At 73.2% G+C, this 20665-nt stretch carries 20 protein-coding genes; 14 read left to right on the top strand and 6 right to left on the bottom strand.

Annotated elements, in window-relative coordinates; all coding sequences use genetic code 11:
• The first annotated feature begins 34 nt into the window (after window positions 1-34).
• A complete protein-coding gene (locus EXE57_RS00885) occupies window positions 35-577 on the top strand; it encodes a hypothetical protein (RefSeq protein ID WP_135073127.1) in 543 nt (180 codons plus the stop codon).
• On the opposite strand, the gene EXE57_RS00890 is transcribed toward EXE57_RS00885, so the two are convergent.
• Window positions 574-1887, bottom strand: a complete 1314-nt coding sequence (locus EXE57_RS00890; protein ID WP_135073129.1) for a M20/M25/M40 family metallo-hydrolase — start codon at window positions 1885-1887, stop codon at window positions 574-576. The two genes, EXE57_RS00885 and EXE57_RS00890, sit on opposite strands and share 4 nt — an antisense overlap.
• Entirely contained in the window at window positions 1884-4052 is a 2169-nt protein-coding gene (locus EXE57_RS00895) for a S9 family peptidase (RefSeq protein ID WP_167305774.1), read from the bottom strand. The genes EXE57_RS00890 and EXE57_RS00895 overlap by 4 nt, the downstream gene beginning before the upstream one ends.
• Before the next feature lie 33 nt (window positions 4053-4085).
• On the opposite strand from EXE57_RS00895, the gene EXE57_RS00900 reads away from it, so the two are divergent.
• Genes EXE57_RS00900 through EXE57_RS00920 form a run of 5 tightly spaced genes read left to right on the top strand, consistent with a single transcriptional unit; the run spans window position 4086 to window position 9868 of the window.
• Entirely contained in the window at window positions 4086-5909 is a 1824-nt protein-coding gene (locus tag EXE57_RS00900; protein WP_167305775.1) for an ABC transporter substrate-binding protein, read from the top strand.
• A gap of 11 nt (window positions 5910-5920) precedes the next feature.
• Window positions 5921-6937 (top strand): ABC transporter permease, encoded by a 1017-nt coding sequence (locus tag EXE57_RS00905; protein WP_208542927.1) that lies wholly within the window; start codon window positions 5921-5923, stop codon window positions 6935-6937.
• Window positions 6934-7857, top strand: a complete 924-nt coding sequence (locus EXE57_RS00910; RefSeq protein ID WP_135073135.1) for an ABC transporter permease — start codon at window positions 6934-6936, stop codon at window positions 7855-7857. Before EXE57_RS00905 ends, EXE57_RS00910 begins: the two co-directional genes overlap by 4 nt.
• Entirely contained in the window at window positions 7854-8825 is a 972-nt protein-coding gene (locus EXE57_RS00915) for an ABC transporter ATP-binding protein (protein ID WP_135073137.1), read from the top strand. The genes EXE57_RS00910 and EXE57_RS00915 overlap by 4 nt, the downstream gene beginning before the upstream one ends.
• Window positions 8822-9868 carry an ABC transporter ATP-binding protein gene (locus EXE57_RS00920; RefSeq protein ID WP_135073139.1) on the top strand — a complete coding sequence of 349 codons (1047 nt, stop codon included), beginning with the start codon at window positions 8822-8824 and terminating at the stop codon, window positions 9866-9868. Before EXE57_RS00915 ends, EXE57_RS00920 begins: the two co-directional genes overlap by 4 nt.
• Here the strand turns inward: EXE57_RS00920 and EXE57_RS00925 are convergent.
• The 3 genes from EXE57_RS00925 to EXE57_RS00935 are packed head-to-tail and all read right to left on the bottom strand — an operon-like array spanning window position 9855 to window position 13317.
• Complete coding sequence (locus EXE57_RS00925) at window positions 9855-10277, bottom strand: hypothetical protein (RefSeq protein ID WP_135073141.1); 423 nt, start codon at window positions 10275-10277, stop codon at window positions 9855-9857. The two genes, EXE57_RS00920 and EXE57_RS00925, sit on opposite strands and share 14 nt — an antisense overlap.
• Window positions 10278-10315: 38 nt before the next feature.
• The gene (locus EXE57_RS00930; RefSeq protein ID WP_135073143.1) at window positions 10316-12250 is read right to left on the bottom strand and encodes a CocE/NonD family hydrolase; all 1935 of its coding nucleotides are present in this window, start codon (window positions 12248-12250) and stop codon (window positions 10316-10318) included.
• Entirely contained in the window at window positions 12247-13317 is a 1071-nt protein-coding gene (locus EXE57_RS00935; RefSeq protein ID WP_135073145.1) for a P1 family peptidase, read from the bottom strand. The genes EXE57_RS00930 and EXE57_RS00935 overlap by 4 nt, the downstream gene beginning before the upstream one ends.
• A 41-nt stretch (window positions 13318-13358) precedes the next feature.
• On the opposite strand from EXE57_RS00935, the gene EXE57_RS00940 reads away from it, so the two are divergent.
• Both EXE57_RS00940 and EXE57_RS00945 read left to right on the top strand, forming a co-directional pair.
• Entirely contained in the window at window positions 13359-14432 is a 1074-nt protein-coding gene (locus tag EXE57_RS00940; protein WP_135073147.1) for an arginase family protein, read from the top strand.
• A 4-nt stretch (window positions 14433-14436) separates the two neighbouring features.
• On the top strand, window positions 14437-14736 hold the full coding sequence (locus tag EXE57_RS00945) for a thiamine-binding protein (RefSeq protein WP_135073149.1): 300 nt from the start codon (window positions 14437-14439) through the stop codon (window positions 14734-14736).
• A gap of 85 nt (window positions 14737-14821) precedes the next feature.
• Here EXE57_RS00945 and EXE57_RS00950 read toward each other — a convergent pair whose 3' ends face one another.
• Window positions 14822-15613 carry a GNAT family N-acetyltransferase gene (locus EXE57_RS00950; RefSeq protein WP_135073151.1) on the bottom strand — a complete coding sequence of 264 codons (792 nt, stop codon included), beginning with the start codon at window positions 15611-15613 and terminating at the stop codon, window positions 14822-14824.
• Between the two features lie 36 nt (window positions 15614-15649).
• Between EXE57_RS00950 and EXE57_RS00955 the strand changes: the two genes are divergently transcribed.
• The 6 genes from EXE57_RS00955 to dxs are packed head-to-tail and all read left to right on the top strand — an operon-like array spanning window position 15650 to window position 20661.
• Complete coding sequence (locus EXE57_RS00955) at window positions 15650-16057, top strand: YjbQ family protein (RefSeq protein ID WP_135073153.1); 408 nt, start codon at window positions 15650-15652, stop codon at window positions 16055-16057.
• A gap of 57 nt (window positions 16058-16114) precedes the next feature.
• The gene (locus EXE57_RS00960) at window positions 16115-16501 is read left to right on the top strand and encodes a hypothetical protein (RefSeq protein WP_135073155.1); all 387 of its coding nucleotides are present in this window, start codon (window positions 16115-16117) and stop codon (window positions 16499-16501) included.
• Window positions 16502-16526: 25 nt separating this feature from the next.
• The gene (locus tag EXE57_RS00965) at window positions 16527-17183 is read left to right on the top strand and encodes an SDR family oxidoreductase (RefSeq protein WP_135073157.1); all 657 of its coding nucleotides are present in this window, start codon (window positions 16527-16529) and stop codon (window positions 17181-17183) included.
• Window positions 17184-17187: 4 nt separating this feature from the next.
• The gene (locus EXE57_RS20065; protein ID WP_244246934.1) at window positions 17188-18054 is read left to right on the top strand and encodes an NUDIX domain-containing protein; all 867 of its coding nucleotides are present in this window, start codon (window positions 17188-17190) and stop codon (window positions 18052-18054) included.
• Window positions 18051-18704: a VOC family protein gene (locus tag EXE57_RS00980; RefSeq protein ID WP_135073159.1), complete on the top strand. Its 654-nt coding sequence runs from the start codon at window positions 18051-18053 to the stop codon at window positions 18702-18704. The genes EXE57_RS20065 and EXE57_RS00980 overlap by 4 nt, the downstream gene beginning before the upstream one ends.
• Window positions 18705-18756: 52 nt before the next feature.
• Window positions 18757-20661 carry a 1-deoxy-D-xylulose-5-phosphate synthase gene (gene dxs, locus EXE57_RS00985; protein WP_135073161.1) on the top strand — a complete coding sequence of 635 codons (1905 nt, stop codon included), beginning with the start codon at window positions 18757-18759 and terminating at the stop codon, window positions 20659-20661.
• The last annotated feature ends 4 nt before the right edge of the window (window positions 20662-20665 follow it).

Below are 20665 nucleotides of genomic sequence, written 5' to 3' on the forward strand. Positions count from 1 at the left end.
CTGCCACAGACGACTCTTCGAGAGGGCAATCGAAATGCCACGCTTGCGGGAATTCGCCGTCGAGCTTCAACTTCCGTTCCTCGGCAAGGTCGCGGGTGTGTGGGCACCGGACGACCGGGAGAGGCAAGCGGCTTGGGAGTTGTATGTGGAAATGGTGACGCGCGTCGCGGTAGTCCCGCTGGTTGAGGGTGGTGGTTCGCTGAGGGAGGCGCTCTCTAGTCACTACACACTGTTCGCGACCACCAGAGAGATCCTCAAGAAGCACGGTCCCGAATTGGCGCGACCCCACGACGGGGGGCAACTCTCGTTCGGCTATATCGCCATTGCCGTCCTGAACGGCGCTGTAAGGCCGCTGCTGACCGAGTGGCACCCACGACTGGAGACCTACGAGGGCTCCCGTCCAGCGGGTCGATCACCCGTGGAGTGGGAAAGGGCCTGGGCCGATGCCTCGACCATGCGTGCCCAAGTCGAGGCATGTCGCACGGCTCTCCTCGATTATGCCGAGCTACTGGCGGAGGTCGCCGACATCCAGCTCCTGCACGGTCATGAGGTCGGTGGATCTCCATCTAGTAGCTAGCCCAGCAGCCGCTTCGCCAGCGCCAGGTGGAACCGGGCCGAGAAGTGCAGGTCGTCGACGTGCACCCGCTCGTCGGCGTTGTGGTAGCCCGCGGCCAGCACCTCGGCGGGCGTCGCCCGGAACGGGCTGAAGCCGTACGCCGCCGTGCCGGCCGCCGCTCGCAGGTGGACCGAGTCGGTGAAGCCGGTGCACAGCATCGGCATCACCATCGCCTCGTCCCCCTCCTCGGCCAGACACGCGGCGACCGCGTCCGGCAGCAACCCGGTCGCGGGGGAGGCGCTGCCGGGGACCGCGTCCTCGCAGAGCTCCAGCTCGTAGCCGGTGGCGTCGCCGAGCCGCTGCCGGACGGCGGCCAACACCTCCTCGACGGTGGTGCCGGGCAGGGTGCGGCAGTCGAGCTCGACCGAGGCGCGGGCGGGCATCACGTTGCGGGCGGTCGAGGCGGCGAGCACGGTCGGCGCCATCGTCGTCCCGGGCAGCGAGGGCAGCAGGTGGCCGAGCGCTGGGTGGAGCGATGCCGCCTCGGCCAGGTCGGCGCCCAGGTCGCCGACCGGACGACCGAGCAGGACCTCCAGCGTCGACACGACCTCGGGGGAGTGGACCGGCACCGGCATGCCCGTCCCGATCCGCCCCAGCAGCGCGGCCAGGTGGGGCACCGCGTTGTCCCCGACCTCCGGCATCGAGGCGTGGCCGGCCTCGCCGACCGCGACCAGCCGTACCGGGCAGGTGCCCTTCTCGCCCACCGACAACGACAGCACCGTCCGCCCGTCCGCGAGCGGCAGCCGCTCGCCGCCGCCCTCGTTGATCGCCAGGTCGGGCCGGATGTCGGGCCGCTGCTCCAGCAGCCAGCGCATGCCGACGTCGGCGCGGCCGTCCTCCTCGTCGGCGACCGCGACGAACCAGAGGTCGCCGCGGGGACGGAAGCCCTCGCGTGCGAGCCGGGCCATCGCCACGGCGCGGACGGCCACCTCGTTCTTCATGTCGATCGCACCGCGTCCGTAGAGCCAGCCGTCGTCGACGACGGCCTCGAACGGCGGGTGGGTCCAGGTCTGGCCGTCGACCGGCACCACGTCGGTGTGGCCGACGAAGGCCAGCGACGGCGCGGCGGGGTCGCTGCCGGGGATCCGGGCGACCACGTTGGCGCGGGACGGCTCCCGGGCGACGAGCTCCACCTCGACACCGGCGTCGGAGAGGTAGCCCCCCAGCCACTCCGCGGCCAGCGTCTCGGTGCCCTCGTAGCCGCGGTTGGTCGTGTCGAGGCGGATCAGGGCGCGCGCCGCGTCCAGCACCTCGTCGTGCAGGTCGGTCATGATGACGCCTCCTCGGTCAGACCCAGCCGGTCGAGCAGCCAGGCATACACCTCCGCCTCGTAGGCGAGGTGGCCGAACCTCCCGGACGGCCCGACGTGGGCGCCGGCGCCGACCTCGCAGCGGAACAGGCAGCGCGGCGACCACTCCGGGTCGGAGTCGCGCAGCGCGGCGACCCACTTGGCCGGCTCCCGCACCATGACGCGGGGGTCGTGGACCGCCCCGGTCACGAGCAGGTCCGGACGCCCGCCGGCCGGCGGCAGGTTGTCGTACGGCGACCACGCGAGCATCGCGTCGAACTCCGCCCGGACCCGTGGGTCGCCCCACTCCTCCCACTCCGTGATCGTCAGCGGGGTGGCCTCGTCGAACATGGTCGTCACCACGTCGACGAAGGGGACCTCCGCCACGACGGCCCGCCACCGGTCCGGCCGCTGGCTGAACACCGCGCCCTGGAGCAGGCCGCCCGCGCTGAGCCCGCGGCTGGCGATGCGGGCGGGGTCGACCAGGCCGCGGTCCGCCAGGCCGTCGGCCACCGCCACCAGGTCGTCGAAGGTGTGCTGCTTGCGGTCCAGCTTGCCGTCGAGGTACCAGGCGCGGCCGCCCTCGCTGCCACCGCGGACGTGCGCGTGCACCCACACGACGCCGCGGTCGAGGATCGAGGGGAGGGCCGGGTCCCACTCCGGCTCGAATGTGTAGCCGTAGGCGCCGTAGCCGTAGAGGACGGCCGGTGCCGAGCCGTCGAGGGGCGTGTCGCGGTGGCGCATCACCGACGCGGGGACGGCCGTCCCGTCGGGTGCCGGCAGCTCGACCCGCTCGGTGAGGTAGTCCCCGGGGTCGAAGCCCGGCGCCTCGTGCCGCAGCACCTCGGTGCGCTCGCCCGTCGCGAGCGACACCTCGCTCCACACGGGGGGCGCGAGCCACGACTCGTCCCTGACGAGCACCCGGTCGACGTCGTACTCGGTCGTCCTCGCCAGGTGGACGCCCCCGGCTGCGACGGCGCTCGTGACGTCGCGCCCGGGTGCGGCGAGGTCGTCGTGGGGGACCACCCGGAGCAGGTGGGCACCGCCGGTCCGGAGTGCGAGCACGACCCCGCCGCCGAACGCGTCGGCCCGCTCGAGGTGCTCGGCAGGGTTCTCGGGCCGCGCCTCGCGCCACGCCGTCCAGTCGTGGCCCTCGGGGCCGGGGACGGGCGCGAGGAGGAGGCGACCCTCGACCCGGTCGTCGACCACGACCAGCAGGTCGTCGCCACCCTCGTGGCGACGGTGGTCGACCCGGTAGCGCACACCGTCGCGCCGACCGCCGGCACGCCGCGGGGGAGCCGTCGGGTCGTGGGCGTCGACCAGCCAGGTCTCGGCGGTGGTGTTGCTCTCCGCCCACACGACGACCCAGTCCCCCGAGCGGGTGCCGCGGACCCGCAGCTCGAACCGCTCGTCGAGCTCCTCGGCGACGAGGACGTCGTCCGCGACCGGGCTGCCGATGCGGTGCCGCCACACCTGGAAGGGGCGGTAGGCCGCGTCGTGGACCGTGTAGAAGAACCACTGCGAGTCGGCGCTCCAGGCGCCGCCGTAGTAGGTGCGGGGGACCTCCTCGGCGAGGTCCTCGCCCGTGGTGAGGTCGCGGAAACGGAGCCGGTAGACCTCGTCGCCGGTGGCGTCGGCCGAGTAGGCCAGGTGGCCCTCGTCGGGACTGACCACGGTCACCCCCAGCTCGAGGTAGTCCTTGCCCTCGGCGAGCTCGGCGACATCGAGCAGCACCTCGGGAGCGTCCGAGGGTGTGGTGCGAATATCGTCGCCAGACTGAGTGCCGCCAGAAGATTCCGTCGAAAATGACATCGGATCGTGACGAATCATCCGGCAGATCCGTGGATACTCTCTTCCAGCCGGCGTGAGCGTGTAGTACGAGAAGCGCCGACGGTTCCACGCGGGGGAACGGTCGGTCGCGGGCACGCGGGCGACCATCTCGGACTTCAGATCGGTCACCAGGGAGCGTAGATGAGCAACCGAAGCGTCGTACCAGGCCCGCTCGGCGGCGAGGTGCCCGAGCACCTCCGCGGAGCCCGCGTCGTGCATCCAGTGGTAGGGGTCGGGTCGCGCCACTCCGTGCTGGGTGTGCTGGAAGGGCTCCTGGCGGGCCACCGGCGGCGTGCCGCCGGTCTGCTGGGTCGTCACGGCGGTCAACGTACCGCTCGCTGGCTGGCCGTGGTGGCCCTCGCGCTCGCGTCGCTGGCTCCGGGCCTGGCGCTCGCTCCCGCCACGGCGAGCGAGGACGAGCCGGTGACCTTCACCGTCGCGTACCTCAACGAGGTCGACTCTTTCAACCCGTTCCTCGGCATCGAGGCCTCGTCCTTCGAGATGTGGTCGCTGATGTACGACTCGCTCACCGGCTACGCCATGGAGGACATGCAGCCGACCCCCGCGCTGGCCAGCGAGTGGGAGACGTCCGAGGACGGCCTGACCTGGACCTTCACCATCCGCGACGACGCCACCTGGTCCGACGGCGAGCCGCTCACCGCCCAGGACGTCCTCTACACCTACGAGCGGATCCGTGACGGCGGGCCGGAGCGGGCGACCTGGGGCGTCTACCTCAAGGGCGTCGAGTCGGTGACCGCGCCCGACGACACCACCGTCGTCCTCCAGCTCGAGGAGCCGAGCGCGCTGCTGCCGCTGCTCCCCATCCCGATCGTGCCGGAGCACGTGTGGAGCGACGTCTCCGACGACGACATGCGCAGCTACGGCAACGAGCCCACGGGTGGCGAGCCGGTGGTCGGGTCCGGGCCGTTCCGGCTGGTCGAGGGAACGGCCGGCGGCTCGACGTACCGCCTCGAGGTCAACCCGGACTACTGGGGTGGCGCCCCGCACATCGACGAGGTCGTCGTCCGCGTCTTCAAGTCCGAGGACCCGGCCATCCAGGCGCTGGTCACCGGCGAGGTGGACTTCGTCGAGGGGATCAACGCGCTGCAGGTCCAGTCGCTCGAGGGACGCGACGGGATCAGCGCCCAGATGGGTGACTCCCCGGGCTTCGACGAGATCGCGTTCAACACGGGCTCGATCGACACCGACACAGGGGAGCCGCTCGGCGACCCCAACCCCGCGGTGCTCGACCCTGCCTTCCGGTGGGCGCTGAACTTCGCGATCGACCGGGACCAGATCATCGAGACCGCCTACCAGGGTGCCGGGCAGGCGGGCGACACGATCATCCCGCCCGCGTACGCCGGCTTCCGCTGGGAGCCGCCCGAGGAGGACGCGGCGACCTACGACCCGGAGCGGGCGGCCCAGCTGCTCGACGAGGCGGGCTACACGGTGGGCGACGACGGCTTCCGGACGCTCCCCAACGGCGACCCGATCGGCAAGCTGCGGCTCTACGCCCGCAGCGACTCCCAGACCTCGGTGGACGTCATCGAGCTCTTCTCCGAGTGGCTCGCCGACCTCGACATCGACTCCGAGGTGCGTGCGTTCGAGAGCAGCAAGCTGACCGACATCATCTACGAGGGGACCTTCGACGCCTTCGAGTGGGGCTGGTACGTCGAACCCGACCCGTCCTCGATGCTGTCCTACATGACCTGCGACGAGCGCGGGAACTGGTCGGACTCGTGGTACTGCAACGAGGAGTACGACACCCTCTTCGAGCAGCAGCGGATCGAGCAGGACGACGCCGCCCGCGAGGAGCAGGTCCAGCAGATGCAGGAGATCCTCTACTACGACGCGCCCTACCTCGTCACGGCCTACAGCACCGTGGGCGAGGCCTGGCGCAGCGACCGGTTCGCCTGCCTGCGCCAGCAGCCCGATCCCGGCGGCGTCTACCTGATCCAGTACGGCGTCCACAACTACGTCAACATGCGACCCGCCGCCGAGGCGGACGAGTGCGCCGGTGAGGAGGGCACGACCCAGCTGAGCCAGGAGGCCGGCGGTGAAGGCGGTGTCAGCACCGCGTTCCTCGTCGGCGGTGGCGTCGTCCTGGTCGGCCTGCTGGCCGTCGGCGGCGTGGTCGCGATGCGTCGGCGCGGGACGGTGGGTGACCGCGAGTGACGATCGGGGCGGTGACGGAGCTCCCCGCGCCGACCCGGGTCCGACGCCGCTCGTACCGCAGGTACGCCGCGGGCAAGGCGCTCGGGGCGCTGGGGAGCCTCGGCTTCATGCTGGTCGTCAACTTCTTCCTGTTCCGGGTGCTGCCGGGAGACCCGGCCCGGACCCTGGGGCGCGGTCGGTTCACGACCCAGGAGCAGCTGGAGGAGTTCAACGCGACGTACGGCCTCGACCAGTCGCTCCCGCAGCAGTTCGTGACGTACGTCCAGAACACGCTCACCGGTGACCTGGGGATCTCGCTGCGCTACCGGGTGCCGGTCTCCGACCTGATCATCGACCGGATGTGGCCGACGCTGCTGCTGGTCGGCACCTCGACGCTGCTGGCCGCGGTGATCGGGATCTGGATGGGCGTCAACAGCGGGTGGCGGCGGGGCAGCCGGTTCGACCGCGGGGCGACCGGCAGCTCGCTGACCCTCTACTCGATGCCGGAGTGGTGGCTCGGCCTGCTGCTCATCTACCTGCTGGCGGTCGGTCCGGGCCCGCTCCCCGGGCTCTTCCCCACCGGTGGGCTCCACTCCCCGGACGTCGACCCGTCGTCGCCGGCAGGCGTGCTGGACGTGGCGTGGCACCTGACGCTCCCGGTGCTGACCCTCACGCTGGCCTACCTGGCCGACTACGCACTGATCATGCGCAGCTCGTTGCTCGACGAGATCGGTGAGGACTACGTGACGACGGCCCGGGCCAAGGGCCTGCGCGACGTCCAGGTCCGCAACCGGCACGCGGTGCGCAACGCGCTGCTGCCCACGACGACCGTGGTCGCGCTCAGCATCGGCTTCGTCGTGACGGGCGCGATCACGGTCGAGACCGTGTTCTCCATCCCGGGGCTGGGGCTGCTCGCGACCGAGGCCCTGACCGTTCCCGACTACTGGGTGCTGCAGGGAACGCTCCTGGTGTCGACCGCCGCCGTGATCTTCGCCAACCTCGCGGCGAACCTGGTCTACGGCCTGCTGGACCCGAGGGTGCGGACATGAGCGCGGTCGACGACGGCGTCCCGGTGCGGCTGACGGCGCGGCAGGTCACGCGGCAGCGTCGGCGCGCGGCGCGGCGCCGTACGTGGGCGGACTTCCGGACGCACCGGTCGGGGATGGCCGGGCTGGCCATCCTCGGGTTCTTCGTCTTCCTGGCCGTGGCCGCCCCGCTGATCGCCGACCCGGAGGGACTGAAGCTGAGCGGCGCCACCGGTGGTGTGCTGGAGCCTCCGTCCAGCGAGTTCTGGCTGGGGACCGACGACAAGGGCCGGTCCGTCCTGACCCTGCTGATCTGGGGGGCGCGGGTGTCACTGCTGGTCGGACTGCTCGCCACCGTGATCTCGATGGTGATCGGCACCCTCGTGGGGCTGCTCTCCGGCTACTTCGGGGGCCGCATCGGCGCCGTGCTCTTCCGGCTGACGGAGTGGTTCCTCGTGATCCCGTTCCTCCCGCTCGCCATCGTCATGGCGACCGTGCTCGGGGCGTCGTTGCTGACCATCGTGATCGTGATCGGGGTGACCTCGTGGCCGGGGACGGCCCTGCTGATCCGGAGCCAGACGCTGTCGATCCGGGAGCGGGCCTACCTCGAGCGGGCCAGGGTCCTGGGTGCCGGCCGCTGGCACCAGATCCGCCGCCACATCCTGCCCAACGTGATGCCGATGGTCTTCGCCAACACCACGCTCACCGTCTCGATCGCGATCCTCACCGAGACGACCCTGAGCTTCCTCGGGCTCGGGGACCCGACCCGGACCTCCTGGGGGTCGATGCTCGACGACGCGTACTCCGTCGGCGCGATCACCACCGGTTCCTGGTGGTACATCATCCCGCCGGGGGTCTGCGTCGTGCTGGTCGTGCTGAGCTTCACGCTGGTCGGCCAGGCGCTCGAGGACGTCCTGGACCCACGGCTGAAGGAGCGTCGATGAGCCGGCAGCTGCTGAGCATCGAGGGGCTGTCGGTGACCTACCGCACCGCCGAGGGCGACGTGCCTGCCGTCCGGGGAGTCGACCTCGCGCTCGACCACGGCGAGATCCTCGGGGTGGCGGGGGAGTCGGGGTGCGGGAAGTCGACGCTGGCCTCCACGATCCTGCGGCTGCAGCCGCCGTCGGCGAAGGTGGAGGGCCGCGTGCTGGTCCGTGGCGAGGACGCACTGACCATGCGGTGGGGCGACCTCCGCGCCCTGCGGTGGGCCGGCGCGTCGATCGTCTTCCAGGGGGCGCTCCACTCGCTCAACCCGGTGCAGCGGATCGGCGCCCAGATCGCCGAGCCGATCGAGCTCCACGAGCCGTCGCTCTCCGAGGCCGACACCGGGCGCCGGATCGGCGACCTCCTCGAGCAGGTCGGGTTGCCGGCGGAGCGTGCGAGGGCCTATCCCCACCAGCTCAGCGGCGGCCAGCGGCAGCGCGTGATGATCGCGATGGCCCTCGCCTGCAAGCCCGACCTGGTGATCGCCGACGAGCCCACCACGGCGCTCGACGTGATGGTGCAGAGCCAGGTGCTGAACCTCCTGTCGGGGCTCGTCAACGACCTGGGGGTCGGCCTGATGATCATCAGCCACGACCTGTCGGTCCTCGCGGACCTGTGCGACAGGATCGCGGTCATGTACGCCGGGCGCGTGGTCGAGCTCGGGAGCGCCGACGACGTCTTCGGGGCACCGCTGCACCCCTACGCGCGCGCCCTGTCCGCGGCGTTCCCGCGGATCGGTGACCCGGCCGCCCGCTACGCGCCGGCGGGGCTGGGCGGGGACCCGCCGGACCTGCGGCTGCTGCCACCGGGCTGCTCGTTCGAGCCCCGCTGCCCGCGTGCCGCCGAGACCTGCCGCGGCGCCGAGCCGCGGCTCGAGGGACACGGATCGGGTCGGCTCGCCGCCTGCTTCCGGGTGGAGGAGTCATGAGCGAGCCGCTGCTGACGGGTCACGGGCTGTGCGTCGAGTTCACGGGCCGCGGCGGCGCGGTCGCGCACGCCCTCGACGGCGCCGACGTCCAGCTCGCGCCGGGTGAGGTGGTGGCCCTGGTCGGCGAGTCCGGGTCCGGCAAGACGACCCTCGCCCGCACCCTGGTCGGGCTGGAGAGACCTGCCGCGGGAGAGGTCCGCTTCGACGGCGCGCCGCTCGACTACTCCATCCGCGGGCTGCGGGCCGTACGCCGTCGGGCCCAGCTGGTGCTGCAGGACCCGGCCGGCGCCCTCAACCCGCGCCACACCGTCTACGAGTCGGTGGCCGAGGGGCTGCGGATCCACGACCTGGTCGGCCAGGACCCCGAGGGCCGCTCGGAGGCCGAGCTGGTCGCCGCTGCCCTGGCGTCGGCCGGCCTGCGCCCGCCGGAGTCGCTGTTCCTGCGCTACCCCTACGAGCTCTCCGGCGGCCAGCGGCAGCGCGTCCTGATCGCGGGGGCGCTGGCCATGGGGCCGGACCTGCTCGTCGCCGACGAGCCGGTCTCGTCGCTCGACGCGTCGATCCGCGGTGAGATCCTGGCGCTCCTGCTCAAGCTGCGCGAGGAGCTCGGGCTGGGGGTGCTCGTGGTCACCCACGACCTGGGCCTGGCGTGGAACATCGCCGACCGGATCGCGGTGATGTACCTCGGCCGCATCGTCGAGACGGGCCCGACCGAGGAGGTGCTGGCGCAGCCGCAGCACCCCTACACGAAGGCGCTGCTCTCGGTGGTGCCGGAGATGGACCGGGTCGAGCCGGTCGTGCTGAAGGGGGAGATCCCCGATCCCACGCGGATCCCCGGTGGCTGCCGGTTCCACCCGCGGTGTCCCGCCGTGGCCGACGGGAGCGCGGAGGCCGCCGGGGTGGCCGACGCCTGCCGCGGCCGGACGCTGCCGGTGCTCCCGGCCGACCCGACCGGGCACCACGTGGCGTGCCACCTCACGGCTGTCACAGCACCGGTGGCGGGCGCCGACCGAGTCGGGGACGTCGGTCTCAGCGGATCCTGATGCGCACCGGCTGGGCGTCCTCGGCGACCAACCGGGCGGCGCCGGGCCGGACGCCGGCGGGCAGCTCGAAGACCCACGTCACCCAGCCGAGCCGGTCGTTCGCGGCCGTGTCGGCATCGGCGACGGCGAGCTCCCACGACCGGTCCCCCTGGACGAGCCGGAGCACAACGTCCTCCAACGGCCTGACCGGCAGGTCGTCGTACGAGCAGGAGCCGCAGCCGGGCCCGGTCGAGCAGGTCATGGTGTCCCGGCAGCCGTCGACGAAGGAGCGGCCCCCGACCGTGACCGCGGCGCCGCGCTCCAGCACCTGCCGCCCGACAGCCTCGAGGTAGGGAGCCGCGCACGAGGCCGACGCGGTCTGCTGCGGGAACGGTGCCAGGGCGACACCGAGCAGGGCGGTGAGCAGCATGGACGACCGACGCACGGGGGATGGACGGCCGGGGAGCGTCAGCGGTTCCCGTCGAAGGTGTAGCGGGGGAGCTCGACCGTCGTGCTCCAGCGGTGGACCTCCTCCCCGTCGCGGGTCGCGCGGGTCTCGATGGCCACGTCGTAGCCGGTCGGCCCGACCCGGACGTCGAGGTCGGCGCTGACCTCGATCGCCGCCTCCGGCCAGGTGAGACCGAAGACGGTCGTGGCCAGCGCGCGCTGCTCGAACGTCCGTCGGTCGACCCGCACCTCGCCCTCGTAGTGCTCGCGCACCCGGCCGGCGTACGGGCCGTCGTACTCGGACTCCGACAGCGTGTGCGCCACGGTGGTGCGGTGGAGCACGTCGTCGGTGACCGACCACACGATGCCCTCCTCCGACTCCGACGTCGTGCCGGCCCCGGGGGTGAAGGTCGGCTCGGGCCAGGTCCCGTCCAGCAGCGGCAGCACCAGCTCGCCGTGGTGGACCGTGATCGTCAGGGGTGCCGGCGGCGACACCGTGTTGGGCCAGTCGGCGCCGGCGACGCTCAGCCGCAGCCGCTGGCCGTGCGACCACTCGTAGGCGCAGGCGTCGAGGACGACCTCCACGTCGTACTCCTCACCCGGGACGAGCGGGACGTCGCCCCCGTGCACACCGTCGCGGAAGGCGAGGTCGAGGGTGCCGCGCGAGACGAGTGCGGAGGTGCCGTCGGGGAAGACGTCGCACAGCTTCACCGACAGCGACGCGGCGGGGGCGTCGGCGCTGATCCGGAGCCGGGCGACCGGGTGGCCGACCAGCGGGCGGTCCGGCGGCGCGTCGTCCCAGGTGAGCGAGCGGGCGTCGTCGGTGCGCTGGTCCAGCGACAGCCCCCACGGCAGGTGGCCGGCGCAGTCGATCCACGCGGTGGTGCCGACGGACGGGTCGACGGCGAGCGAGCGGGGGCCGGAGAGCGGCAGCGTCGACCGGGTGGTCGGCGGGACGCTGGGGAGGCTGAGCCAGAAGCCCTCGTGGAGGTCCAGGTCGGGCTCCGGGCGGGTGCTGCCGCGTACGAAGACGTCGCACCGGTCCTCGTGGGCGCCCTGGCCCCGCAGGTGGGTGTCGAACCAGCCGGCGAGCTCGGTCTCGAGGTCGATCCGGGGTCCGGGCATGGCGTTCGTCGCGTCGGCGTGCGCCCACGGCCCGGCCAGCAGCCGGTGCGGCACGCCGGCCTCGGCGAGCGCGGCCACGGTGCGGAAGGTGTTGTTGCGGTAGCCGTCGGCCCACCCCGCCACGAGCATCACGGGACAGGCGATCCGGTCGTAGCCGTCGCCCTCGGGCCCCAGCCGGACCGAGCCGTGGGCCCAGTACGGTCCGTGGGTGCGCTGCTCCAGCCAGGTCAGCAGCCACGGCTGCGGGTCGGCCAGCCGCCGCTGCCACTCCTGCTCCCAGCCCTCGCCCCAGACCGCGGGCACCGGCGGCAGCAGGTTCATGGGCGTCATGTAGTGGCAGTAGTCGACCAGGTCGATCAGCCGCAGCGCCCCGCCGCGCCAGTGGACGTCGTCGGTCCACCGGTCGTCGGTCGCATAGATCGCGCAGATGGCGCCGAGGGCCGGCGGGCGCTCGCACGCGAGCTGCAGCGAGTTGAAGCCGCTGTAGGAGGTGCCGAACATCCCGACCTTTCCGTCGCACCACTCCTGGTCGGCCAGCCACGCGATCACCGCCCGCAGGTCGCGCTGCTCGGCGGCGGGGTACTCGTCGGTGGCGTCGCCGGGGGAGGACCCGGTGCCGCGCAGGTCGAGCCGGCACACGGCGTACGCGTGGCGGTCGCGCAGGCCCTCGTAGCTCTCGGCGTACGACGAGGTCAGGTCGTCCTTGCGGTAGGGGAGCGCCTCGAGCAGGCACGGCTGCGGGCCGGCCGCGGGGTCGGGGAGATAGAGGGTGGCGGCGAGGTCGACCCCGTCGCCGGGGATCACGACCTCGCGCTGCGTTCCGGTCGTCATCGGACCTCCAGGAGGGCGAGCACCTCGGGCGCGTGGAGCGACTCGCTGGTGTGGCCGTCGCGCCCGACGGTGGTGGGTGCGGTGAACATCGAGTTGAGGACCGACTCCTCGGCGGCCTCGACGGTGGCGGCGAACAGCGGGTCGAGGGCGCGGCCGGCGACCAGGTCGGTCCGGTCGGGACGGCCGTCACGGTCCAGGCGCATCCCGGTCCCGACCCCGAGGAAGATCTCGCCGCTGCCGTGGTGGGCGACAGAGCCGGTCCGGGCCAGGCCGAGGCCGATCCGGCGGGCGAGCCGGGCGCAGGCGGCCCCGTCGACCGGTGCGTCGGTGACGACGATCCCGATGCACGACCCTGCGGGGGCCCTCGGGCCGGTGGCGGCGGGGCCGAGGCGCCGGCCGACCGGCACGCCCGCGACGACGCACTCCTCGCGGACGCCGAAGTTGGTGAGGAGCAGCACCGCGACCGTGTGGCCCTCCGGGGTGACCCGGGACGCGGTCCCGATGCCGCCCTTGAAGTCGAAGCACGACATCCCGGTCCCGGCCCCGACCGCGCCCTCCTCCGGGGGGCCGCTGCCGGCCCGTGAGGCCAGCGCGGCGGCGTGGGCGGCCCGTACGTCGTCGGCCGTCACCTGCATCCGGCGGCAGTCGTTGAGGAAGGAGTCGTCGCACTCCGCGACGACCGGGATCACGACGTCGTCGGCCACCTCGCGGTGGCGCTCGAGCTCGATCTCGCAGGCGGTGTCGTAGACCCGCCCGAGCTGCATCGTCGAGGTGAGGTGGACCGGCGTCTCGGTGGCGCCCCACTCGGCAGCCGTCAGGAAGCCCGTGCACTCGCCGGCCCCGTTGAGGACGGCGCCGCCCGCAGGGAGCGGCCGGTGGTAGGCGTCCTCGGCCAGCAGCAAGGTGGTCACGCCGGTGCGGGCCGTGCCACGCCCGTCCGGCGGTGCGGGCTCGTCGCGGTGGACCGTGGCGTGCCCGAGGCCGACGCCGGCGACGTCGAGCACCGAGTTGGTGGGACCGGTCGGCAGGGTGCCGATGACGACACCGAGGTCGCGTGCACGTGGCATGCCAGCATCCTGCCGGAACACCGGGGTGGGATGCTGGCCGCGTGTCCCGCTCGATGCCGGTCGTCTGGTCCCCGGAGACCCGACGCCACGACCCGCGCCACGAGGTCTGGGTGGGCGTCGCGACGCCCGCCACCGAGGTCGCCGAGCGGGTCGACGCGATCCTTTCGGCCGTCGGCGGACGCGAGCTCGTCGAGGCCGAGCCGCACGGCGTCGAGGCGTTGCGGTCGGTCCACGACCCGGCGTTGCTCGACTTCCTCGCGACCGCGCACGAGCGCTGGCGCGCGGGGGAGTACGCCGAGCTGGTCGGCCAGGACCGGGTGACGCCGTACGTCTTCCCGACGCCGGCGATGACCGCCGGGATGCCGACCCGGCTGCCGGCCGCGCTCCACGGGCTGGCCGGGGTGTTCGGCTACGACACCATGACCCTGGTCGGCCCCGGGACGTGGCAGGCCGCGGTCGCGGCGGCCGACTGCGCGCTGACCGCGGTCTCGCTCGTGAAGGCGGGCGTCCCCGCGGCGTACGCCCTGAGCCGACCGCCCGGCCACCACGCGACGCCCGCCGGGTACGGCGGCTCGTGCTACCTCAACAACGCCGCGCTCGCCGCCCAGGCGCTCCGCGACGCGGGCCACGACCGGGTGGCCGTGCTCGACCTCGACGCCCACCACGGCAACGGCACCCAGGCGATCTTCTGGCAGCGGCCAGACGTGCTCTACGGCTCGCTCCACGTCGACCCGGCGGCCGGCTGGTTCCCGCACGTCGTCGGCCACCCCGAGGAGACCGGCGGTGCCGCCGGCGCGGGTGCCACCCGCAACCGGCCGCTGCCCGAGGGCACCGGCGACGACGACTGGCTCGCGGAGGTGACCGACCTCGTCGACTGGGTGGACGCGGCCGGCTGCGACGCGCTGGTGGTCTCGCTCGGGGTCGACGCCGCCGCCGAGGACCCGGAGAGCCCGCTGCAGGTGACCGCCGGCGGCTACGCCGACGCGGGCCGGCTGGTCGGCGGGCTGCGGCTGCCCTCGGTGGTCGTCCAGGAGGGCGGCTACCACCTGCCCAGCCTCGGTGGCCTGGTGGCGGCGTACCTCGACGCCCACGACGCCGCGGCCGCCGTACGGTGATCCCATGATCGCCGCCTTCAGCATCAGCCCCACCGCCGCCGACGAGACCGGCTCGGTCAGCGAGGCCGTCGCCGCCGCCGTCCGGGTGGTCCGCGAGTCCGGCCTTCCCTGCGAGACCAACGCGATGTTCACCAACGTCGAGGGGGAGTGGGACGAGGTGATGGCCGTCGTCAAGCAGGCCGTCGACGTGGTGGCCGCCGCGTCCCCGCGCGTCGGGCTCGTGCTCAAGGCCGACATCCGCCCCGGCTACGACGGCCAGCTCACCGCCAAGGTGGAGCGGGTCGAGGCCGCGCTGCTCGACTGACCACTTCCCCCACCCGGCAGACCGGTCGTCCCGGAGCCGTTACGTCGACCGGTGCGCCGGCTGCGTCGCCCCGGTCCCGGGCCGGTCAGTCGCGCGCCGGCAGCAGGGTCGCCTCCGCGTGGAGGCCGCCCTCGGTGAACCCGACCGCGCGATAGATCCGGATCGCCTCGTCCTCGGGGTTGGCGGCCATCACCAGGGTGTCGGCGCCCAGCCCCTCGAGCGCGTCGCGGGCGGCGGCGCGGACCAGGGCGCCGGCGAGGCCGCGTCGCCGGAATCCGGGGTGGGTCTTGACGTTCTGGTAGCGGGCGAGGCCCTCGCCGGCACGGAAGATGCCCAGCGAGGAGACCAGCTGGTCGGCCACGAAGGCGCCCCACCAGTGGCCCAGGCCGGCGGCGACGAGGGCACGGTTGGCCGCGGCCCGCCCCTGCAGGAACTCGCGCGTCAGGTGCGGGTCGTCCGGTTCGGACGCGAGGTTGAGGTCGACCTCCTGGTCCCAGTCGGCGTCGGTGACCAGCGTCCGTACCTCGGTGCCGTCCGCGAGGGGAGGGCCGGCGTCGACCGCGCCGGTGGTCATCGCGGCCACCGTGTCGACCCGGAAGCCGGCCTCGCGCAGGGGCTGCAGGGTCGCACCGTCCTCGCACCGGTCCATGCCGATCGAGACGTGCTCGGCGCCGGGGAACTCGCGGCGGGCCTCGCGGACCCAGTGGTCGACCTGCCCGGGAGCCGGAGGCGCCGGCAGCAGCAGGAAGTTGCCCCAGTAGAACGAGGGCTCGAGCGGCGTCCGGACGACCAGGTGGGTCCCGCGGTCCTCCGCGACGGACCCGGTCTGCTCCAGCAGCGCGATGTCGGTCCGGAAGGCCAGCGACTCCACGTCCATCCCGGCAACCTATCCACCCGTGGCACGATCGGCGACGTGGATTCCGAGACCCGTCACTACCGGACCGGCGACACCGACCGCGTGCTCGACCTGACCCGCGACTGCGCGGCGTACGTCGAGGGGCGCGGCGACGGCCTGCTCCACCTCTTCGTGCCGCACGCGACCGCCGGGCTGGCCGTCCTCGAGACCGGCGCCGGCAGCGACGAGGACCTGCTGGCCGCGCTGGCCGACCTGCTCCCCGGCGACGACCGCTGGCGGCACCGCCACGGCACCCCCGGGCACGGTCGCAGCCACGTGATGCCGGCGCTGGTGCCTCCCTACGCCACGGTGCCGGTGCTGGGTGGACGGCTGGCCCTCGGCACGTGGCAGAGCATCTGCCTGGTCGACCTCAACGTCGACAACCCCGAGCGCGAGGTCCGCTACTCGTTCCTGGCCTCCGCGTGATCCGGGAGGCGCGCCGGCCGGGTGGTGGTCGAACACCTGTTCGACTACGCTCAGGTCATGGCCGTCCCTGACCCGCACCGCAACGTCGCACCGCCCGGCTGGCCGCGTGAGGTCCGGCCGCCCGACACCCCTGACTGGGAGCGCACGGCGGCCAGCTGGCTGCTCGACCTGTGCCCGCCCGACTACCGCCGCTACGCCGGCTTGCGCAAGCACGTCGTGGTGCTGGCCCGCTTCGCGGTGCTCCACGTGGAGGCGGGGCAGGCGGCCTGCCGCCGCGGGCTCAGCGAGGCGCGTGCCGACCTCGGACAGGTGGCGGGAGCGGAGGTCGTCGACGCCGCGATCGCGACCTTCCAGCTCGAGGAGGCCCGCCTGCTCGCCGTACGACGGGGGGTCGGCCTGGTCGAGGAGGCGTTGCGGGGCCGCCGCTACGTCGCCCGGCTCTGACCCGGCCAACGGGTAGCGTCGGGGCATGAGCAGACCAGTGATCCTCGTCGTCGGCGCCGGGCCCGGTGTCAGTGGCTCGGTCGCCCGCCGGTTCGCCCGCGACGGCCACGACGTCGGGCTGCTCGGCATCGGCGAGGAGCAGCTCCGCACCCTCGCAGGCGAGGTCGAGGACCTCGGCGCCACGACTGCGTGGCGGGTCGCCGACCTCACCGACGAGGCCGCCACCACGCGTGCGGTGCACGAGCTCGCGGGCGAGCTCGGCCGCGTCGACGTCCTCCACTTCAACCCCAGCGCCTTCCGGGAGCAGGACCCGCTCGAGCTGAGCGTCCCCGACCTGCTCGCCGACCTGACGCTCGGCGTCGGGGCGATGCTGACCGCGCTCCAGGCGGCGCGGCCGAGCATGTCCGCCGGGGCCCGCGTCACCGCGACCGGCAGCATGGCGGCCGACCAGCCGTGGCACCGTGCGGCCTCGCTCGGCGTCCAGAAGGCCGGGCTGCGCAACCTGGTCCACAGCATCGACGCGGCCCTGGAGCCCGACGGCATCCGGGCGGTGTCGGTCACGGTCCGCGGCACCCTCTCCGACGAGGGCGCCTTCACCCCCGACCGGGTCGCCGAGGCGATCCACGCCGCCGCCCGGCAGCCGGAGTCGGGCTGGCGCAGCGAGATCCCGTACGAGGGCTGAGACCGTGCACACCTTCGCCAGCGTCGCCGTGGTCGACCGCCGCGGGTGGCTGCTGATGCAGGAACGCGACGAGCACGCGCCCGTCCACCCCGACACCTGGGGGCTCCCCGGCGGCGGGCTCGAGCCGGGGGAGGACCACGCGGAGGCAGCGATCCGCGAGCTCGCCGAGGAGACCGGCCTCGAGGTGACGGCCGACGCCCTCACCAGCCTCGGCCGCACCCGCTTCCACTCCCCGCCGTGCGGGACCGAGGACGACTACGAGCTGTTCGTGGTCCACGCCGACGTCGGTGACACGGACGTGTCCTGCGGCGAGGGGCGGCAGATGGTCTTCGTCGACCCGGCGAGCCTCTTCGACCGGCCGCTGCTGACGGCGGCGCGGATGCAGCTGCCCGACGTCCTCGACTCCGCGGGCTACCGACAGCGCTTCGGAGGTGAGCCCGCCCGCCGGTTCGCCGGCGTCGGGCTGGTCGACCGCCAGGGGGCGCTGCTGCTCCAGGAGCGCGACGAGCACCCGCTGCTCGACCCCGAGCGGTGGGGCTTCCCGGGCGGGCACCTCGAGCCTGGCGAGACCTTCGCGCAGGGCGCCGCGCGGGAGCTGGCCGAGGAGACCGGCGTGCTGCTCGCGCCCGACGACCTGGTGCTCGTCGACGAGGTCAGGGTCGACCACCGCGCCGAGTACGGCACCGTCGACCGGATGCGGTTCTTCGTCGCGCCGACCGCGCTGGAGGACGACGAGGTCGAGTGCCGCGAGGGACGCCAGATGGTCTTCGTGGACCCCGAGACGGTCCGCGGGCTGCCGCTGACGCGTTCGGCGGCGCTCGTCGTGGCCCCCTTCCTGATGTCGGACCTCTACGCAACACTCGCGACATGAGCGATCCGAAGCAGACACTGACCGGGCAGCAGGTGGCCGACGAGGGGCTCGACGACTGGAGGCTGGTGCTGGGCCGGCTGCGGGCGCGGTTCCGCACCTCCGACTTCGTCACCGCGGCGAGGCTGACCCAGCGCGCCGGCGAGGCGGCGGAGGCGGCGAACCACCACCCCGACCTCGACCTGCGCTGGGGGCGGCTCGACGTGTCCCTGGCGAGCCACGACGTGGGCGGCATCACCTCGCGCGACCTCGACCTCGCCCGGACGATCAGCGCCCTGGCCGCCGAGGAGGGGGCCGAGGCCGACACCGCCAGCCTCCAGGTGCTCGAGATCGCCATCGACACCCCTGACGAGGCAGGCCTGACCCCCTTCTGGGTCGCGGTCCTCGGCGGCGAGGCCGACGACAGCGGGGTGAGCAGCCCCACGGGTGACGTGCCGGGGCTGTGGTTCCAGCAGACCGAGGTCCACGACGAGCCGCGGCAGCGCTTCCACCTCGACGTCTGGGTGCCTCCCGAGCAGGTCCAGCCCCGTATCCACGCCGCGCTCGCGGCCGGCGGGACCCTCGTCAGCGACGCCGAGGCCCCGTCGTTCTGGGTGCTGGCCGACCCCGAGGGCAACAAGGCGTGCCTGTGCACGTGGCAGGACCGCGGCTGACCGCTCACGGCGATCCGCCGCTCCCGTGGACCCAGCGATAGACTCGCCGGTCATGGGTTATCTGGAGTCGATCGCGTCGCCGCGGGACCTGCGTGAGCTCACGCCGGAGCAGCTCGCGGCCCTCGCGAGTGAGATCCGGGACTTCCTGGTCCGGACCTGCTCGCGCACCGGCGGGCACCTCGGCCCCAACCTCGGGGTCGTCGAGCTGACGATGGCGATCCACCGCGTCTTCGACTCCCCGACCGACCGCGTCGTCTTCGACACCGGCCACCAGGCCTACGTCCACAAGCTGCTGACCGGTCGGATGGCCGGCTTCGAGAAGCTGCGCCAGGAGGGGGGCGTCAGCGGCTACCCCAGCCAGGCCGAGTCGCCCCACGACGTGGTGGAGAACTCCCACGCCTCCACGGCGCTGTCCTACGCCGACGGTCTCGCCAAGGCCTACACCGTGCGTGGAGAGGGTCGCCACGTCGTGGCCGTGATCGGCGACGGCGCGTTGACCGGCGGCATGGCGTGGGAGGCCCTCAACAACATCGCCATCGCGAAGAACAGTCGGCTGGTCATCGTCGTCAACGACAACGGTCGCTCCTACACCCCGACCATCGGCGGCCTGGCGACCGCGCTGACCAGCCTGCGGACGAGCCCGCGCTACGAGGCGGTCCTCGAGCTGATCAAGAAGCGGCTCAACGCGGTGCGGGGGATCGGCCCCGCGACGTACGACGTGCTCCACGCGGTCAAGAAGGGCATGAAGGACGCGATCGCGCCGCAGGGCCTCTTCGAGGACCTCGGCCTGAAGTACGTCGGCCCCGTCGACGGGCACGACCTGGCCGCCATGGAGCAGGTGCTCGAGAAGGCCAAGCGCTTCGACGGCCCGGTGATCGTGCACGCGCTGACCCGCAAGGGGTTCGGCTACGACGCCGCCGAGCAGCACGAGGCCGACCAGTTCCACTCGCCCGGTCCGTTCGACCTCGAGACGGGGGAGGAGAACCCCAAGGGCGAGATCTGGACCGACGTCTTCGCCGACGAGATGGTCCGCGTCGGCCGCCGCCGCAAGGACGTCGTCGCCATCACCGCCGCGATGATGCACCCGGTGGGGCTCGACCGATTCGAGGCGCACTTTCCGGAGCGGACCTTCGACGTCGGGATCGCCGAGCAGCACGCGGCGACCAGCGCCGCCGGGCTCGCGATGGGTGGCCTGCACCCCGTCGTCGCGGTCTACGCCACGTTCCTCAACCGCGCCTTCGACCAGGTGCTCATGGACTGTGCGCTCCACCGCTGCGGCGTCACCTTCGTCCTCGACCGATCCGGCGTGACCGGCGACGACGGTGCGAGCCACAACGGCATGTGGGACATGTCGGTGCTCCAGGTCGTCCCGGGTCTGCGGCTGGCCGCTCCCCGTGACGCGACGCGGCTGCGCGAGCTGCTCGGCGAGGCGGTCGACGTCGACGACGCCCCCACCGTGGTGCGGTTCCCCAAGGGGCCGCCGCCCGAGGACCTCGAGGCCGTCGACCGGGTGGGCGGCGTCGACGTGCTGCTGCGCAACGGCGCGCGGGACGTGCTCGTGGTCGGGGTCGGCTCGATGGCGGCGACCGCGGTCGACGTGGGCGAGCGGCTGGTCGCCCAGGGCATCGGCGTGACGGTCGTCGACCCGCGTTGGGTCAAGCCGGTCGACCCCGCGCTGGTCGACCTCGCGGGTGACCACGACCTGGTCGTCCACCTCGAGGACAACGGGCGGGTCGGTGGCGTCGGCGCACGCCTGCTGCAGGAGCTCAACGACGCGGGCGTCACGACCCCGTTCCGGCTGCACGGCATTCCCCAGGAGTTCCTCGACCACGCCAAGCGCGCGGTGATCCTGGAGCGGATCGGCCTCGACGCCCAGTCGCTCGCGCGCGGCATCGTCGAGGACGTCACCGCGCTCGGCGAGGGCGCCGCGACCGTCGAGGTCCACCGGCAGCCCTGACCCG

The organism is Nocardioides euryhalodurans, assembly GCF_004564375.1.
Taxonomy (GTDB): domain Bacteria; phylum Actinomycetota; class Actinomycetes; order Propionibacteriales; family Nocardioidaceae; genus Nocardioides; species Nocardioides euryhalodurans.